This window comes from Mucilaginibacter sp. SMC90, from assembly GCF_022811725.1.
In the GTDB taxonomy this organism is placed as follows: Bacteria; Bacteroidota; Bacteroidia; order Sphingobacteriales; family Sphingobacteriaceae; genus Mucilaginibacter.
The window spans coordinates 7,897,701-7,915,910 of the sequence record NZ_CP094527.1 but is presented as its reverse complement, the minus strand read 5'-3'; the positions used below and the strand labels follow the sequence as shown (position 1 = coordinate 7,915,910).

The following is an 18,210-nucleotide window of genomic DNA, read 5'->3' as shown; positions in this document are numbered from 1 at the left end:
GGTTTTTAGTATTTGAAAGTCAATTAACACTGTTAACAGGTGATTAATTTGTGTTAAATTTTAGTGTTTTGTAAAAAGCCCGTTGTAAGGCAACCGGGAAAAATTAAAGCAAATTTCAGGGTAAATGCAATCGATGGAAAAAGGGGGATAAAGGTATTGGACAATTTACCGGTAGGCCAGCGAAATCATTGTATAATGTTCATTGGTTTGGATAGTGAACATAAATTCGGTGTTTTGGAAGATCTTGCTGCCTGGTTTGGAATAGACTACATCTCTAAAGTCATGGTTTTCAAGATAATCCTGGAATGAATGGTCACGCAGTACGGGGCACATGTACAGGAGTTGTTCCATTCTGGTAGCGATAGCCGTTTTTCGTTTCTTGTTTTCCCATCGGTCTTTATCCTGGCTGTAGGTCCAGCCGCTGTTAATTTTATTGAGTTCGGTAGTATAAACTCCCGGCCCTGCTTTGATAAGCCGTATCATATCGGCAGGGGTAATATCTCTTTCTGCAGTGGTTGCTTTACGCCATGGATGAAAAAGCAATAGCGCTATTACGGTTACAACTATTAATAGGCTGGCCCAAAGGTAGTTTTTGTTTTTTTTGGGTTCGAAGATTATGGGATATTCGTGAGGGAACAGCTCATTCCTGATCACAGACAAGGTGTATTTTGCATCGGAACGGGCAACACCCTCTGCAACCAGCAAAGCCTCAATTTCATGATCTGTATTACCATCGGCAATCATCCATTTTATTTGATCAATAATTTGCTGCTTGTCCATATAAGTAGAGGTTTAGGTTTATTTAAAACTCAAGATACATAATTTTTATAAAGACAAAGCCATGTGCAATAAAAACAAGAATGGAAATTACTTTTGACCACAAACAGATTGAGAAGCGATAAATGAAAAATTTTCACACTAATTTTTACGTATTAATAGAATTACACGAATTTTGAATGGATGTTAATTTGGGATTCGTGTAATTCGATTAATTGTGGAGAGCTTGCAAAGCATTCGTGTAGAAATTTTTAGTTAGAGATTTAATAAAACAGATCGAATTATTTCCCCGATACAAACAGTTTTCGTTGTTCATAAAGCATAGTTTATAATTATTATTGCGCTGCTTTAATTTCAGGTCATCGTTTGGTGCAATCAATGAAACGTATTCTTCCGGTAATTGTACTTTCCCAGTTTTTTTGCACTTCATTGTGGTTTGCGGGTAATGCTGTTATGGGCGACATCGCCAGGCAATTGCAGGTTGAACCTTCATACCTGGCTTACTTAACCAGTGCCGTGCAACTTGGCTTTATTACCGGTACCCTCGTTTTTGCCATCCTTGGTATTGCCGATAGGTTTTCGCCTGTGCGGGTGTTTTTTATATGTGCGCTTATTGCCGCAGTTATTAATGCGTTTGCTTGCTTACCCGGTACAAATGCCACGGCAATATTGGTATTGAGATATATCACTGGCTTTTTCCTTGCCGGGGTCTATCCGGTGGGTATGAAGATAGCCTCAGATCATTATCCGCAGGGACTGGGAAAAGCCCTTGGGTTTTTGGTAGGGGCTTTGGTTTTGGGTACATCATTTCCGCATCTGCTCAAAAGTATGATGTCGGCCTTGCCATGGCGCTATGTTGTATTATCAACTTCGGTACTGGCGGCCTTTGGTGGTTGGGCCATGGTACTGCTTGTGCCCGACGGCCCCGAAAGGAAACCGGGTGCTGGTTTGAACCCGGCTGTGTTTTTAAAGGGTTTTGGCAACAGGCGCTTCAGTGCTGCTGCCTTCGGCTATTTTGGCCATATGTGGGAGCTTTATGCTTTTTGGGCCTTTGTGCCCGTGATGTTAATAGCTTGCAACGGCAGGTTTGCAACAGCCAATTTAAATGTTCCGCTATTGTCGTTTTTCATTATTGGATTAGGCGCACCGTCGTGCGCAGTTAGCGGGATCATATCCAAGTATATAGGGGTAAAAAAGACAGCTACCATTGCGTTGGCAATTTCATGTGCCTGCTGTTTGGTATCGCCGCTATTTTTGTTTGCCGGCCCCGCATGGGTAACCGTTGTTTTTTTATCGGTTTGGAGTATTGCTATTATTGCCGATTCGCCTTTGTTTTCAACATTGGTTGCCCAAAATGCCGATCAGCAGTCAAAAGGTACTGCGCTTACCATTGTTAACTGTATCGGCTTTGCTGTTACTATTGTAAGTATTCAATTGATCACCGCCTTACAAACGGCCCAAAACACGCGATATATCTATATGATACTTGCAATTGGGCCGGTATTTGGGTTAGTTAATTTATTGAGAAGAACCGATGGCTAACCGGCTTTATTATCCTGATGTTATTAAATAATATAGTTAAAAGGTATTTGCATATAATCAGTAATTTTGCTAATATTTTTAAACCTTATAACATGACAAAAAAGTACACCTTCTTAGTATTCCTTTTATTTATTGGCATTTCTATTTGTAAAGCGCAAGATTATCAACCGGGCTATGTGATATTGAATGATGGCACACGGGTGGGCGGTGTAATTGCTCTTAACGAAGCTGAGCCCTGGTATAATCAGCGTTATATCAGAATTAAAGATTCAGTTGCTTTTGTTAAGGATCCAAATGTGAAGCCAAGGCGCATCAAAGCCGACGATATGAAGTTTTACGCAGTTGGCACGCGACTGTTTGATAAAGTGCATTATGTTGACATGCAAAACCTTCAGCTTAAAAGCATGGGGACTAACGATCATATGATGGAACGACTGAATGTTGGCCGGATCACTGCGCATCGTTTTTATGAATATCCTGCTGATGTGGCGATTTATGTAGCGAGTGAAGATGAGGTGGAAAGAAGAGAGAAAGAGAAAAAGGATGCTTTGATTCGCGGGTATTTTATACTGGCTCAAAAGGATAACGATAAACTCAGAAATGCATTTGATTATGATCTTCAGAAATATTTTGAAGATACACCAGAGGTGCTGGAAAAATACAAAAGTGGCAGCTACGGGAATCAGCCGGTTAAAAAAGGATTAGCTGCACGAATGGTGGCCCTGGCTAAAAAGACTGCTTTTAAACAAGAAGAAGCAGATGGTATAGTGGCTGCATTTAATGACTACAACTCAAAAAACGTTGCTAAATAAACGGTATCATTTATTAAAACAAACAAGCCCAGGCAAATGCGTCCGGGCTTGTTTGTTTATAAGTTTCAAGTTGTGAAATTACCTGAATGTAATATTAACGCTGCCGCCCGATGCTTCGGCTTTAACCGGGATGCCGCCGCCATTATAGGTGCCGTTAACGCGTTCTTTTTCCCACTGTCCGTTAAACTTGGCAACAGATGATGGCGATACGCCTTCGCCACGGAGGTCGAGGTTATAGCCCTGGTTTTGCGGAAGTTCGATATCAACATTGCCGGCGCTTGATTGCAGTTTAAGGTATTTGCCAACTTTTAGCATTTGAGCGTACAAGCCGCCACCGCTGGTTTCGGCGCTAACGCTGGCTATCATGCGTTTAAGGTTAATGCTGCCGCCTGATGTGCTGGTGATGAGTTCGCCGCTGATGTTATTACCGTCAACGCCGCCGCCGCTGGTTTCGGCATTGATGGTACCTTTAAGGTTTTCTAAAGTGATGCCGCCGCCGCTGGTTTCCAGCCTGATCTTTCCGTTGCAGTTTTTGGCCTCGATGCCGCCGCCGCTGGTTTCAAGCGAGATGTCATCGCCAGAATTAGAAACATGGATGCCTCCTCCGGAAGTATTGCCACGGATGGTACCATAAAGCCTGTCGAGCTGAAGGCCGCCGCCGCTGGTGCTGAATTTTTCATTCCCTTTTAAATTATCAAGGCCAATACCACCACCGCTGGTTTCCAGATCGGTTGAGCATTGCTGCGGTACATAAATACGGAATGAGATACTCAGCGTACTTCTCCAGTTAAAAAAACTTTGACGTTTGCTTTTGGCTATGGCCTTAACCTCATGCCCGCTTACCGAAATATCAAGTGTGTAATCTTTATCAAGCCGCTTTTTAATCTCATCTTTTGATAGTTCGTTGCCATTGTTGCCCTTGATATAAACTTCAACACGGGGGGCTTCGCCTGGTTTTCCGCTAACTACGATACCACCGGCCGATGTACGTACAACAGCACTGTTAATGGCATCGTTAGCTAATGACCTGGTGAGGTATAAAGAACGGCTGTCGCCACTCTGCGCTGCTGCTACAGCGGTTTGCCCGGCAAGCAGAAGGAGTAAAATATAATTTTTCATAAAAGGGGTTTTAATAGTGATACAGCTATGACCCTACTTTACCCCCATACGTTACAGGCGTTTTAATATTTATTATTACTGCTGAAAGCTAAATGCGGAAAGCCCGGGCTAAATTGATTGCTAATTATAGCATGGCTTTATTGGGCAGCTTTATTACGGCCGCCATTTAAATGACATGCTATCAATTGCCCGCATGGTACATAAGATGCCGTTTAAGTGGTCATACTCATGCTGCATCAGTTCAGACAGGGCATCGGTCATGATCCATTGCTTTTGCTGCCAGTTTTCGTCGAGATAATTTACAGTAATGGTTTTATGTCTTTTAACCTTTACAAGCAGGTTGGGGAAACTCATGCAATCGTCCCAAAGTTCAAAAAACTCTTCGCTGGCCTCCTGTATTTCGGGATTAATAAAAACTATGGGTTTATCAATATTCATGTAAACAAGGCGTTTCATAATACCCAGTTGGGGAGCAGCTATGGCCCTGCCAAAATTGTACTTCTGCCTTATCTGCTGCATTACATTATGCATGTCCTTAACCCATTCGCTTACCAGCGGCAGCTCATTTTGCAACACAGGCGGGCAAACCTGGTAAAGGCGCTCATCACCCATAGTGGTTAACTTAAGGGAGTAATTTGGCGCAAACCTTTTAAAATCCCCTCTCGAGAGGGGGCGCGTGGGACGTGTTGTAGCAGGGGGGTGTTATACAAGCGATAAGCCGCACGTAGAATAACACACCCCTCCACCCCTCTCAAGAGGGGAATCGCACATTCCCACGCTTTTGAGGAGTTTTTTACTTTAAGTTAACGGCAATGGCTCATCACCAAGCAGCAAGATATCGGTCAGTTTTTTCATACTATAGTAAAAGTTAATTTTTTTAGTGAGTGATAGGTGTAATCGTTCATAATAGAGTTAACTTTATACTTACCAATTGCACCTGTTGTTTTCTTAAATAACGAAACTAAAATAAGCAGAGACCGTATACAGGAGAAAGTTAAAGATTGACTTTTTCTATCAAATAAAGTTTTTTGTAGTTAGTTTATTGTACCATGCAGCCAAAAGAAATTTTAAAAGAACACGTAAGCAAAACCATTACACTCACGGATGATCAGTTCGATTATTTCTTTTCGCACTTTACCTACAAAAAATTTAAAAAAGGGCAAACCATAATAAGCGAAGGTGACAAGGTAGACTGTGAGTATTTTGTGCTTTCAGGATATTTAAAGTCGTTTTTTATTAACGACGACATGAAAATGTTCATTTTACAGTTTGCCATGCCTACCTGGTGGGCTTCAGATTATAATGCGCTTTACAGCGGCGACCGTGCTACAGTAAATGTGGATTGTATTACTGATGCCGAGGTACTTTGCCTTACCAGCCAGGACCGCGAAAAGCTTTGTAACGAAATTCATGAGGGCGAGCATTTTTTTCGCTGGCGTACCAATAAAGGCTATGTAGCTACACAAAAAAGGCTTTTATCATTCATGAACAATGATGCCAAGCATCGTTATGAAGAACTGCTGGCGCAATATCCAACATTATATAATATAGTTCCAAAGCAGCTAATAGCCTCATATTTAGGTGTTTCAAGAGAAACGTTAAGCCGTTTGTACCATTCCTGAAATGTGATGTATGTCACATAAATAAGGCAGCGTTTCGATTGTGATGTAGGTCACACAGTTTCCAGGCAGTTAGTCCCTAAATTTGTATTGTCATTAAGGACATAAACAAAATGGAAACTCAAAAATTTGAAATCATCAGCGCAAAAAGTAATATCGACTGGGTTGGTCGTAAAGTTACAGGCGCACATAATGGTACCATCGCTATAAAAGATGGCTCGTTAACTTTTGCAGATGGACAGTTAACCGGTGGTAAATTTACTATCGATACCACCTCCATCAAAATACTCGACATAACTGACCCGGCTACCAACGCCCAGTTTGCAGGTCACCTCGCTTCCGACGACTTCTTTAATTCTGAAAATTATCCCGAAGCCCAGTTTGTTGTTACTGCTATTAACAAGGGCAGCAATGACACCTATCGTATCACCGGCGATTTGAGCATAAAAGGCATTACCCATGCTGTAGGTTTTGATGCACAGGTTACCAGCGCTACCGATACCGTAAGCGCAACAGGTAAAGTGGTGGTTGACCGTACCAAATATGGCATGAAATTCCGTTCTGGAAACTTTTTTAAAGACCTGGGCGATACGCTCATCTACAATGATTTTGACCTGAATGTAAACATAACCGCAAAAGCTGTTTAATAACAGATTTTGCTTAAAAACCAAAGCCATGCCATACGTAAAAATTGAACTGACCCGCGAAGGTGTTACCCGCGAGCAGAAACAAACCCTAATAAAGGGCGTAACTGATTTGATTGTAAATACCCTGAACAAAGATCCGCATTTAACCCATGTAGTGATCAGTGAAGTTGATTTGGATGATTGGGGCTATGCCGGCGAACAGGTATCTGTACTAAGAGAAAAAGGCATCACTGCCGATAAGAAGTAAAACAATGAAAAAGCAAACCATAATCGTTACCGGAGCATCATCTGGTATCGGTAAAGAAATAGCCCGCCACTTTTTGGAACAGGGCGATAATGTAGTAATTAATTCAACAACTGCCGATAAACTGGAAGCCGTTTACCAGGAACTTGGTGCAGGCGACAACCTGGCCATGGTTGCCGGGAGTGTAAGCGACAAGGAAACCGGTAAAAAGCTTGCCCAGGCAGCTATGGAAAGATTTGGGAGCGTGGATGTTTTAGTAAACAACGCCGGTATTTTTGAAACCAGGCCTTTCCTTGAAGTTGACGAAGCGTATCTTGACCGTTTTTTAGATACTAACCTTAAAGGTACTTACTTTACCACCCAGGCGGTAATTCCTCAAATGATCAAACAGCACGATGGAGTGGTGATCAATATAGGTACGCCATTGGTTAACCATGCGCTTAGCGGGGTCCCTATTACAGCGCAAATGGCTTCAAAAGGAGCAGTACATGCGCTTACCATACAACTGGCCGGCGAGTTTGGTAAAGATAATATCAGGGTAAATACAATTGCCCCCGGTACCATCCGCACACCAATGCACGGCGATAATGCAGATCAAACCGCGGGTTTACACTTGCTAAACCGTGTTGGCGAAGTTGAGGATATTGCGCAAATGGCTTATTCTGTTGCCAAAAGCAATTTTATTACCGGCGCAATTATCAACGTTGACGGTGGTACAGCTGCCGGTCGCAACCTTTAATTAATATGAAACCCCTTTTAATAACCGCCTTTATGCTCTGCACATTGCAGGGCATAAAGGCACAAAGCAAAAGCAAAATGGAAACTAACAATCAAGACAAAGCCGCCATTGAACAGGCGCTTGAAACTTACTACTTTAAAGGAATTTATGAAGGTAACGTGGATTTGTTAAAACAGGTAATGAATACCGGTACCCTGCTTTTTGGCGACGTGAAAGGGCAGCCCTATGCAAAAACATTGGATGTTTATCTGGATGGTGTAAAAAACAGGGTAAGTCCTAAAGATTCGGGCAAACCATTTGAGGGGAAGACTATTTTTGTTAAGGCGGTAAACTCAATTGCAGTTGCCGAAGTAACGGTGAAAATGTATGACTTTAACTACTATGAGTTTTTATCATTTCATAAAATTGATGGTAAATGGCTAATCGTAAATAAAATGATCAGCGATATAAATTAAAGTTCTGTCATAGTCTTTAGTTCAAAGTCTTAAGTTCTAAGTGAAAATCAGACTTGTGACTTTCGGCTTAGTACTATTGACTTAATAAATAACTCTAAAATCATGTGGTATAACACAAAAGCATCGGAAATACTGGGTATTGATTATCCCATTTTACAAGGGCCTTTTGGCGGCAATTTATCATCGGTTGAATTGGTGGCCGCAGTTTCAAACGCGGGAGGCCTGGGAGGCTACGGGGCTTACACCCTCAGCGGACAGGAAATTGCAGCGGTAGATAAACAGATCAAAGCGGCAACCAATAAGCCTTATAATATTAATTTGTGGGTGTCCGAAACTGATGCGCTAAACGGCGAAGCTACCGACGGGCAGTATGATGATGCAGCACAGTTGTTTAAACCTTATTTTGATGAAGTTGGGATCCCGCTGCCACCCAAACCCGCGCCATTTAAATTACGGTTTGAAAACCAGTTGCAGGCAATCCTTGATCTGCGTCCGAAGGTGTTCAGCTTTATGTTTGGCACCTTACCTGCAGATGTATTGGAGCAATGCCGCAGGTTAGGCATTGTCACCGTAGGCGCAGCTACCACATTAGATGAGGCTATCGCCCTGGAAGCTACCGGGGTGGATATGATCATAGCATCGGGTTTTGAAGCCGGTGGTCACAGGCCATCTTTCCTTGCACCGGCAGAGGCTTCAACTACCGGTACTTTTGTATTGCTGCAGCTGCTCAAAGACAAAATTAAAACGCCCGTTATTGCTGCAGGCGGCATTGCCAACGGCAGGGGAGTGGCAGCGGCATTAATGCTGGGTGCCGATGCTGCGCAGATTGGTACTGCTTTTTTGGCCTGCGACGAATCGGGCGCGTTACCCATTCATAGGCAAATGTTGTTTTCGGATGCGGCAAAATATACTACCTTGTCGCGTGCATTTACCGGCAGGCTTGGCCGCGGAATTACCAGCAGGATTGCTAAAGACCTGGTTGGAAAGGAAGCCGGTTTTTTACCATTCCCGCTGCAAACAACGTTTATTTCGCCATTAAGAAAAGCTGCGCTTGAACAGCAAAAATGGGATATGATTTTGTTTTGGGGTGGACAGATAGCGCCGATATTAAAACATACCAGGGCTGCCGCGCTGATGCAGTCGATAATTGAAGATACTACTAAAATAATGAACCCATGAAAAACGAAGTTAATGTAACCTACCTCGGCGGGCCGACAATCATCCTGGAAGTCGGCGGCTTAAGGCTTATGACCGACCCTACGCTCGACCCGGCAGGAGAGCAATTTATGATCAATGACAAGCCCGCCTACCATAAAACCGAGGGCCCGGCTACTACCAACATTGGTAAAATAGATACGGTATTGTTAAGCCACGACCAGCATGGAGATAATCTTGACCATGCAGGCAGGGAATTGCTGAATAAGGTTGATAAAACATTAACAACAAAAATAGGAGCCGAAAGATTAGGCGATAATGCCATTGGCCTGGCACCATGGGAAAGCATCACATTAAACGATGAGGTAGTTATAACGGGTACACCTGCAAGGCACGGCCCAGCCGGCAGTGAAAAACTTACCGGCGATGTAACCGGCTTTATAGTAACAGCAGCCGGGATCCAGATTTATATTACCGGCGATACCGTGTTTTATGATGGAGTGAAAGAGGTTGCAGAGAAATTTAAACCTCAGTACGTATTCATATTTGCCGGAGCTGCCAAGCCGCGTGGCCCCTTCAATGTAACCATGGGCACCAATGATGCCATTGATACCGCCTTTGCTTTTCCTGATGCTACAATTATTCCGGTGCATTTTGAGGGCTGGTCGCATTATACCGAAACCGGAGAGATGCTGCAACAATCATTTAACGCGCTTGGTATTGGCGGGCAGCTCAGGATCCTTGCGCCGGGTGTAAAAACAAGTTTATAAATAATTACCAGTGTGAGTTTATGGGCTGCTGAAATGCGGGCTGGATGGCTCATGCTTAAAAATTTCAACCATGAACTCAACAAAAGTATGGTATGTAACCGGGGCATCCCAGGGATTGGGACTTACCCTGGTAAAAAGTCTATTGAATAAAGGCTATCGTGTAGCTGCAACATCACGTAACGCACAGTTGTTGAAGCAGGCCGTAGGCTTAATAGATACCGACAGGTTTTTACCCCTCGCGGTTGACCTAAGCAACCCGGATTGTATTGAAGAGTCTATCCGCGAAACCCTAAAGGCATTTGGGCAAATTGATGTACTGGTTAATAACGCAGGCTAAGGCATGGCGGGTACCGTTGAAGAAACAGAAGGGCAAAAGATCCGCGACATTTTCAGCGTAAATGTGCTGGCAACTATCGATGTAACTAAGGCGGTGCTGCCCATCATGCGTGAGCAAGGCGGGGGGTATATTATCAATATAGGCTCGGTAGCCGGTTTTGTTGGTGCACCGGGCTGGTCGGTTTACTCGGCTACCAAAGCCGCTGTTGCCGCGTTTTCAGAAGTGCTTGCCCTTGATGTTAAGGAGTTCGGGATTAAAGTAACGGTGGTTGAGCCATCGGGTTTTCGTACCGGTTTTCTTACTGCAGGCTCATTAGCCTTTACCGAAAGCCATATTGAAGGCTACCAGGCTGTTAAAAGCGCTCAGCAACGCTACCTCGCTGCCGACGGCAAGCAACCCGGCGATCCCGAAAGAGCTTCAGAAATCATCATCAGCCTTACAGAAATGGCCGAACCGCCGCTGCATCTTTACCTTGGCGAGGACGCCTACAAACGTGCGTCCGAAAAGCTTGGTGCCATGAATGCCGAACTGGAAAAATGGAAAGATGTAACGATCTCGGCCGATTTTAAATCGTGATTTGAATTTTGCCTATGTTGGTTTAACTGGCTCAAGTCCGTGATTTTTCATGATGGCAAGGATCTGCTGTATGTCGGGAGGGCCACCGGCATTAATTACCTCGGCAATTTCGCGAAAATAAGTCGGCCCTATAGATGCCGGTGAAAGTGTGCACAGCGCCCTCACTGTATTTTTATGAAGGTTGTTAAAACCGTGGATCGTTCCCCTTTTTATAAAACAATGATCGCCGGGTTGTAACTCCCGTGTTTCTGTGCCTATTAGTTGGGTGAGGGTTCCTTCTAATATGTAAAGCGTTTCATCCACTTCAACATGAAAGTGAGGTGCCGGCACCTTTACCCCGGGCGGAACAACGAGCTCGAATTGTACCAGCGAGCCATCGGTATCATCGCCATCTAACAAAAAATTAATTTCGAGAGAGCCAAAGCTGATGCGTTCTTTAAAGTGAGGAAACATGTGTGTTGGGTTTATGGTTGGTGTAGCATTAAAATTATTCATTTTCTGGTACAATTCCAATGAGTATTAATCTACAGTATTTCTATATATCCCTCTGTTCCGTTCACCCTTATTCGCTGCCCATCTTTGATCAGTTGGGTGGCACCCTCTACCCCAACAACTGCCGGTAAGCCATATTCGCGGGCTATAACTGCTCCGTGGGTCATCAGTCCACCTACTTCGGTGATAAGCCCTTTTATAGATACAAACAATGGTGTCCAGCTGGGGTCGGTAAATATGGTAACTAATATGTCTCCTTCATCTAAGTCGGCGTCTTCCATATTCAAGATTACACGTGCCCGTCCCTCTATAATTCCGGCAGAAACGGGCAGACCTATGATAGCTCCGGCCGGGAGGTTTTCCCGTTTATACCTGCCTGCAATAATTTCTCCGTCGGATGTGATGACACGCGGCGGGTTTAGTTTTTCGTATAATTTATGCTCTTCTTTTCGCTCGCCGATGATCCGGTAATCCAGTTTGCCCGTACGTACAACTTCGCGCAGCTCATCAAAATAGAGATAGTAGATGTCTTCTTTTTCATGGATCAGTCCCGCCTGTACAAGCTTTTCTGCTTCGTGCAGTAAAGCTTGCTTATAAACAAAACTGCGGCTAACTATGCCATATTTAGGATATTCGCGGTAACCGGCAAAATTCCGGATCAGGCTTATCTTTTGTTTGGTTTCTTGGGCTTTGGGTTCACCATCCGGCAATTGTCTTAGCCTGTGCAGCAATTCCTGTTCTTTTTTTAAAGCTTCCTGTAGCCCGCGCTCAAATTTTCGCGTACTTTCACCCGGCTCAAAGTTTTTGATGTTATTGAGGATCATGGGAACCAGTACAATAGGTTTTTCGCTCCAGCGCGGTTTAGTAATATCTATTTCGCCGGCGCAGCGCATCCCGTATTTGTTAAGATAAGCATTGATTGCATGCAGGGTTTCTTCGCCGCCATTAAGCCTTGCCAGCCCGTTCAAAAAGCTATCATCTTTTGCATGTTGTAAATAATCAACCACTTTGGGGTACTGACGGATCGCATCTGCAACATCCAAAAGTTCGAGGCCCATTTCTGAAGTAATATTGTTTGGTACAGATTGTGAAAGCGTGTCTGCCGCATTTTTTTCGCCCAGCCATTCCTGCATTTTTTCATTGACCCATGATGAGGCATTCATTCCCGCCATTATCACAGCTATGCTTTGCGGGGTAAATAAGTTCTTTCTTAAATTCTGCTGGTCTTCCAGGATAAAATCAAAGAGCTCAGTTCCTGATTTGGTTTGGATGATTTGTTTTAATGTTTTTATAGATATTTGGCTCCGTTCAATCAGGTCAGCAGCAATTTGGGGATCGTTTTCAATTGGTGCCGGAGCAGCCCAGGATGGCAAAGCTTTATTGCTTTTAGCGGGATCTTGTTCTTCGTTCGGTGACAACCGGATGAAATCCCCCCGTTCAATAATAGTTGTGAGTGCGTCTTTGATAAGCGGATCATGTTGCGACATGCCATTTAGCAAAGCTGACCTGCCGGTAAGCGAAGTCAGGCTATCCATAACATCAACAAACAGCCTTCCGCCAGCCTTAAACATGGGGCGGGCAGCGGTTAACTGCCATAAAGATAGCCCTAATGGTTTCATGGCATCGGTCATCATTTGCTGATGACCGACAGAGATATAAACATGATTTTCCTGGTCATTCGCTTCAGGAACAGGATATAAAGTGGTAATAGGCCTGCTCTGAACAATATAAAATATATCATCAGCCAAACACCATTCAATATCCTGCGGGCTGCCGAAATGCGCTTCAATCTTTCTGCCAATGTGCTCAAGCTGTAAGATCTGTTCATCTGTAAGCACCTGGCTGGTCTGTTGCTCCTTCTCAATTTCCTGCTCCTGCGTGCCGCCATCTTTTAAAGCATGAATAGCAAGTTTTTTAGTGGAGATCTTTTTATCGATGATCTTTCCGTTGCACACCTTATAGCTATCGGCATTCACCAGGCCGGAAACCATATCCTCCCCAAGCCCGAAGCCTGCATCAATAGATAAGGTCTTTCTGTTAGAAGTAACAGGATCGGCAGCAAACAAAATTCCTGCTGCCTGTGGGAATACCATTTTCTGAACAATAACTGATAGGTAAACTTTGCGGTTGTCGAAACCATTTTGAAGGCGATAGATCACCGCCCTGTCCGTGAACAAGGATGCCCAGCACTTGCTGATATGTTTCAAGATCGCATCTTTCCCGATTATATTTAGATAGGTATCCTGCTGGCCTGCAAAAGATGCTGTAGGAAGATCTTCGGCCGTGGCACTGGAGCGAACGGCGAAGGCCTCTTGCTGGTCAAATTGTGCAAGATGATCTGTAATGTCATCTGCTATATCGTTAGAAATGAACAGGTTTTCGATGATTCTGCGGGTTTTTGCACATACTTCGCCGATGTTTTTCCGATCTTCTGCCTTGAGTTTGGTTAATTCACCCAGCAGGCTGTTAAGCTCCTGATTGTCTTTGATCGTTTTTTTATAAGCTTCGGTGGTTACACAAAAGCCCTCCGGCACCTGGATCCCTTTGATCCCGGATAGTTCGCCGAGGTTTGCGCCCTTGCCGCCTGCAGTCATAAGCTTTGTCCTGTTGAGATCCTTAAAATCAAGCACGTAGGTGTGTGCTTCTATTGCTGTGTTGGGCTTGTTTTCCGCGGTCATATTGGTGATTATTCTGAGACTTATAACCAAAAATATAAGGTAAAATGGATCAAAACACTGTTTTTAAGGTATATTTTTTTGAGCGCAATAATGACAGAAACAAGGCGTTATCCTTACAAACAGCGGGGGCGGAGTGAGGTATTATTGCAGGTGTTAGGTGCCTGTTTTACTGACTTTTAACGTCCCATCAGGATCTCTCGCAGAGGATCATGATGTATACACCATGCTGATTCGGTTGTTCTGAATGTTCGGTTAGATGTTTAGCATGCGGTGAACCTCAGGGTCCTCTGCGAGAGACCCTGAGGGAACATGAAATATTCATTGCCGTTGGTTTTAACAAACGGTTAAAAAAGCTGAAAAGTCTTGGCTTTAGCCCAATTATACAAGCGGATTTCGGCTGAAGCCCTCTTACCGCTGTTCATTATTCCGTTGGTTAAAATCAACGGCAATGAAGTTTTATCTACCTGTAAACGAGATTAATCTACTCAAATATGAAACTGCACCTTGAGCAGTATAATCCTTCCTGGCAGGGTGTACGAACTGGCTGTTAGTGTATTGGCTGATAGGTAAAGCGTATTGTAAGTTTTTACATTCAGGAAATTCGCAGCGCTCAGCTCCAGATCGATTTTCCATTTTTCGACCCTGAATTTTGCCGATGCATCAGCAAAAAAATATTTCAGATCGGGGTTGCCTTGCTGGCGGGTAAAGTAATGTTCGCCTGATAACCTGAACTGAAGAACAGTTACAGGATTATAATTGACAGATGCTTGCTGAAGTAACTGGCTGATATGATAAGCCGATGCTTCCGTTGCCGAATGGCTGTGGGTTTGAGTTAATATAGCTTTATAGCTAAAGTTCACCAGTTCATTTACTTTGGTATCCGCGCCCGTATTAATGCTTTTGGAAACGGTGTTGAAAGGCAGTAGTGTATTATTTTGGATCTGTACCGATTTGTTACTTTGCCATTGCAGGCCACCGCTGAAAGTGGTTTTTAATGAAAAGGAATACTTGCTAACTGTAGCATTCATCGTCCACGAATCTGTGCTATTTGAGTAGGGGAGCACCACGCGCTGCCGAAGGCTGTTGGTGATAACCTCCGACGCAATATTGTTGGAAGCTACATGGTTATATACTACGTTCAGACTGCCGAAGAACAGTGTCAGCGCCTTCCTGTAATTAAACCCAATAGCTGCCTGTTGGTTTTGCCGTTCGGTGAGGCCGGCATTATTGGCATAAAGCGTCCGGTAGTCTTTCAGGATATAGCCCTGGTACATATCTTCTATTGTACCCGTTTCATTGCGGTAGCTGTAAAGGAAATTCAGGTAGTTCTCTTGCCCGGTTTTATATTTTACCCTTAACTGCGGGTTAATGTATAGGCGGGTCAAACTCTTGCTCAATGAATACAAGCTATCCGAGTAATTGATTTGCTGCAGGCTTATCGGTAAAGTAAGGTTTACTTTAAGGATATCGCCCGGCAAATCATAGGCTGCTTCGGCGTAAAGCTTTTTCCTGGTCCAGTTTAAATGGTTAACTGAACTGTCAGATTGCGGCTTAACAGTATCATCATTCTGTACAGCGTTTAGGTTGGAGGTTAAATTTTGTGATTGGAGGCTAAACCCTGTTCTGAAACTTTGTGTAATGAAGTTTGACGGTATCTTGAAAGAAATATAATTATTAGTATACCATGCCGGCACATTTACATTTTGCGCCAGCCTCGCATAGGGGATCCCGTTATTAAATATAGCATTGTTAAAGTTGGGTTCAATAGCCCTGCTCTCCGGCTCGGTTGAATGACTGATATAACAATAGGCCTGGATAATGTTGTTGGATTTTAAAGATCTGATCAGGTTAAATTCATTTGAAAAGCTCAGCGCATTATCCCTGAATACCTGGTTCACCATGCCGCCATTAGCATTCAATGCCGAGTAATTGACCGACCGGCTGTTATCCAGCAGCAGCACATTGTTAAGGTAATATTTATCCTGGTTAACATTCAGCGTAAATTGAGCATGCAGTACATCCGGACTAAAACGATTGCGCTGGGTCTCGCTGTAGCGCACCGTATCGCCGGGTAAAAAGATGGTTGTTTGCTGGCTGTAATCCTGTCGCTGGGTATCATGCAAATAATAAGCATTGATCTTCATTTGCACGTTCTTTTTAAAGTTTACCAGGTTATTGAGGTTGAGGATACCAGCTTTGTTGAACAAATACCGGTTACGCGATAATGCCGGATCATTCACCGAACCAAGCGATAGTACGGTAGCAGGTACATCATTATCAATCCGCTGCATATAATCAGCATAATTATGCGATACCAGGTCCTCCTGCAGGTCATTGCCGGTATTATTCCCTTTAAGGTAATTAATGGCTTTGTATTTATCTTTAAACATCATGGCATTCATGTCTGCATCGTAATTACCGGGTAAACCCGCCCCGATGCTTTCCTGTCCTACCATCTGTAGTTTGGCCCCTTTTTTTATGCTGAGGTTGAGCGCTACATCATCGCTCATTACCTTGTTTTGAAGTACCTTAACAGGCTGATGGTTTTGAATCACCTGTACCTGGTCTACCACTCCGTTTGGAATAGTGCCGGTAGCAATATTATATTTATCGTCAAGCAGGTTATCACCGCCGATGTACAGGTTGGAGATCGGTTTGTTATTGTAACTGATCCTGCCATCAGCGGCAACAGTTATACCCGGTAGCTTTTTGATCACATCGCCAATAACCCTGTCCTGTGCGCTGCTGAAATCAGATACTTTGTAGCTTAATGTGTCCCCATTTGTTCGCAGTACGGGCCGGCTGCTTTTAATCACTACCGCCTGCAGCTGATTGACGGATGCCGTTAAAGTAAAATCCACCGGAGCCTGAAAGTCAGTGATATTTTTTTGCTGGTTTTTATAGCCGATACATCGTACCTCGACCGCGAGGCCGCTCACGGGTACATTGGCCGGGAGCAGCAAAATATAGGAGCCCCTGGTGTCGGTAATGGTATAGGTTACAATGCTGCCGGCTGCAATGTTTCTGAGGTTGATGGTGGCATAAGGCACCGGTTTGCCGGTGCTGTCCTTCACTATCCCTTTGATACTTTGACTAAAGCCGGAAGCTGAAAATAACAATGCTATCCCCAGCAACCGGATATGTTTTATAAACCGGCTCATTTCTTTTCGGGTAATTCAATTGGGTTGTTGATCACCGGCTGCGGGCCTATTCTGATATCAATTTTCGGAGCTGGCCTGCCCTGGCCCGCTGCCTGCGCGGCTGCCATTGACTGTGCAAAAGCATTTGGATCTTTACGCATGGCCTCCTGCAATTTGGAAAATTCCTTTTCGGTGGTTTTGATGGCGTTGGCAGGAGGTTGGATGATGTTAGGATCACCGGCCTGATCGTCCATGCCTATCATAACCATTCGTCCCTGGTTGCCCTGGGGCTGACTGGCAGCCTGTGCATCTTTTTGGGTGGAGATTACTGCTTTTTCAACCCCGTCAAACTTAAAAATAACGTCCTTTCTGGTATCATACGCTTCTACAATTACCCCGGGTAAGCCATTGAGTTTCCAGGGGCCTATATGCAGCAGCAAATCAGGACTGAACCAGGCTGTGTAATCTCTTCCCTTAAAATGGGTTGTTGCTTTTTGGCAATGCAACCCGCCAAACGTTGCAGTATCGCCGCTTATCTTCCATTCGATGGGTGGGAGGGCATCTGTTATAAGATAGTTGTTGAACAGCAGCGGTTCCTTCCTCATTAGTTTTTTTCCGTTCGGGAACTGGTAATATTCTGTACCCGAGCCCGATGATCTCCGCTGGATGTTTACATGCCCATCGGGCGAGTTGGCTACCTGTTGCTGCACTTGTTTCCTGAACAGCGCATCCTGTAACTGCTTGTCATAACTTTTGTAAGCGCCGGCGGTTTTGCCTATAATCAAAACCATGTTTTCGGTATAGGGATGGTCGCGGTTGGTGGTATCCCTGATGTGAGAAAACTTGTAGTGTACCAATACCTGCGCGGTATCCGGTTTTTGTGCCGATGCAGAAAGCACCTGGGTTAGTAGTGCGGCACATAATAGCAATTGCTTTTTCATAATTTCGGATATTTTTAAGCAATTGTACTGTGTCATATCAGGGTGCCAAAAACATTGGTACAAACACCCTTTTCATATCATTATAAAGTGTGTATTTGTTATTTGAGCTTCTGTCAAAAACAAATTGCCTGCATAGCCGGACCCGGATTTCAAAAAATGTCCGTTTA

Annotated in this window: 16 protein-coding genes and 1 pseudogene; 10 read left to right on the top strand and 7 right to left on the bottom strand. The window is 44.0% G+C overall.

The genetic code is table 11. The features are described from left to right. Positions 1-165: 165 nt before the first annotated feature. The gene (locus MTO98_RS33170) at positions 166-780 is read right to left on the bottom strand and encodes a hypothetical protein (protein WP_243483944.1); all 615 of its coding nucleotides are present in this window, start codon (positions 778-780) and stop codon (positions 166-168) included. Positions 781-1,155: 375 nt separating this feature from the next. On the opposite strand from MTO98_RS33170, the gene MTO98_RS33165 reads away from it, so the two are divergent. Continuing rightward, positions 1,156-2,319: a nitrate/nitrite transporter gene (locus tag MTO98_RS33165; RefSeq protein WP_243483941.1), complete on the top strand. Its 1,164-nt coding sequence runs from the start codon at positions 1,156-1,158 to the stop codon at positions 2,317-2,319. A gap of 92 nt (positions 2,320-2,411) precedes the next feature. Next, positions 2,412-3,131 (top strand): hypothetical protein, encoded by a 720-nt coding sequence (locus MTO98_RS33160; protein WP_243483939.1) that lies wholly within the window; start codon positions 2,412-2,414, stop codon positions 3,129-3,131. A gap of 78 nt (positions 3,132-3,209) precedes the next feature. On the opposite strand, the gene MTO98_RS33155 is transcribed toward MTO98_RS33160, so the two are convergent. Continuing rightward, positions 3,210-4,250, bottom strand: coding sequence for a DUF4097 family beta strand repeat-containing protein (locus tag MTO98_RS33155; protein WP_243483937.1), 1,041 nt, complete (start codon positions 4,248-4,250; stop codon positions 3,210-3,212). A gap of 153 nt (positions 4,251-4,403) precedes the next feature. Further along, positions 4,404-4,862, bottom strand: coding sequence for a peptide deformylase (locus MTO98_RS33150; RefSeq protein WP_243483935.1), 459 nt, complete (start codon positions 4,860-4,862; stop codon positions 4,404-4,406). A gap of 437 nt (positions 4,863-5,299) precedes the next feature. Between MTO98_RS33150 and MTO98_RS33145 the strand changes: the two genes are divergently transcribed. The 8 genes and pseudogenes from MTO98_RS33145 (at position 5,300) to MTO98_RS33110 (ending at position 10,792) form a co-directional block, all read left to right on the top strand. Beyond that, positions 5,300-5,872 carry a Crp/Fnr family transcriptional regulator gene (locus MTO98_RS33145; protein WP_243483933.1) on the top strand — a complete coding sequence of 191 codons (573 nt, stop codon included), beginning with the start codon at positions 5,300-5,302 and terminating at the stop codon, positions 5,870-5,872. A 110-nt stretch (positions 5,873-5,982) separates the two neighbouring features. Beyond that, positions 5,983-6,516, top strand: coding sequence for a YceI family protein (locus MTO98_RS33140; RefSeq protein WP_243483931.1), 534 nt, complete (start codon positions 5,983-5,985; stop codon positions 6,514-6,516). 28 nt (positions 6,517-6,544) lie between these two features. Next, positions 6,545-6,763, top strand: coding sequence for a 4-oxalocrotonate tautomerase family protein (locus tag MTO98_RS33135; protein WP_243483928.1), 219 nt, complete (start codon positions 6,545-6,547; stop codon positions 6,761-6,763). 4 nt (positions 6,764-6,767) lie between these two features. Next, positions 6,768-7,499, top strand: coding sequence for an SDR family NAD(P)-dependent oxidoreductase (locus MTO98_RS33130; protein ID WP_243483926.1), 732 nt, complete (start codon positions 6,768-6,770; stop codon positions 7,497-7,499). Positions 7,500-7,576: 77 nt separating this feature from the next. After that, positions 7,577-7,954 carry a nuclear transport factor 2 family protein gene (locus MTO98_RS33125; RefSeq protein WP_243483925.1) on the top strand — a complete coding sequence of 126 codons (378 nt, stop codon included), beginning with the start codon at positions 7,577-7,579 and terminating at the stop codon, positions 7,952-7,954. 102 nt (positions 7,955-8,056) lie between these two features. Beyond that, on the top strand, positions 8,057-9,133 hold the full coding sequence (locus MTO98_RS33120) for a nitronate monooxygenase family protein (RefSeq protein ID WP_243483923.1): 1,077 nt from the start codon (positions 8,057-8,059) through the stop codon (positions 9,131-9,133). Beyond that, positions 9,130-9,879: an MBL fold metallo-hydrolase gene (locus tag MTO98_RS33115; RefSeq protein WP_243483921.1), complete on the top strand. Its 750-nt coding sequence runs from the start codon at positions 9,130-9,132 to the stop codon at positions 9,877-9,879. The genes MTO98_RS33120 and MTO98_RS33115 overlap by 4 nt, the downstream gene beginning before the upstream one ends. 70 nt (positions 9,880-9,949) lie before the next feature. Continuing rightward, positions 9,950-10,792, top strand: a pseudogene (locus tag MTO98_RS33110) (SDR family NAD(P)-dependent oxidoreductase). A 12-nt stretch (positions 10,793-10,804) separates the two neighbouring features. Here MTO98_RS33110 and MTO98_RS33105 read toward each other — a convergent pair. The 4 genes from MTO98_RS33105 to MTO98_RS33090 all read right to left on the bottom strand — a co-directional run bounded on the left by MTO98_RS33105 (position 10,805) and on the right by MTO98_RS33090 (position 18,043). Continuing rightward, positions 10,805-11,287 (bottom strand): cupin domain-containing protein, encoded by a 483-nt coding sequence (locus MTO98_RS33105; protein ID WP_243483918.1) that lies wholly within the window; start codon positions 11,285-11,287, stop codon positions 10,805-10,807. A 29-nt stretch (positions 11,288-11,316) separates the two neighbouring features. Next, positions 11,317-13,962 carry a phosphoenolpyruvate synthase gene (gene ppsA, locus MTO98_RS33100; RefSeq protein WP_243483916.1) on the bottom strand — a complete coding sequence of 882 codons (2,646 nt, stop codon included), beginning with the start codon at positions 13,960-13,962 and terminating at the stop codon, positions 11,317-11,319. A 485-nt stretch (positions 13,963-14,447) separates the two neighbouring features. After that, the gene (locus tag MTO98_RS33095; RefSeq protein ID WP_243483914.1) at positions 14,448-17,123 is read right to left on the bottom strand and encodes a carboxypeptidase-like regulatory domain-containing protein; all 2,676 of its coding nucleotides are present in this window, start codon (positions 17,121-17,123) and stop codon (positions 14,448-14,450) included. Further along, positions 17,120-18,043 (bottom strand): GLPGLI family protein, encoded by a 924-nt coding sequence (locus MTO98_RS33090; protein ID WP_243483911.1) that lies wholly within the window; start codon positions 18,041-18,043, stop codon positions 17,120-17,122. The genes MTO98_RS33095 and MTO98_RS33090 overlap by 4 nt, the downstream gene beginning before the upstream one ends. Positions 18,044-18,210: the final 167 nt, after the last annotated feature.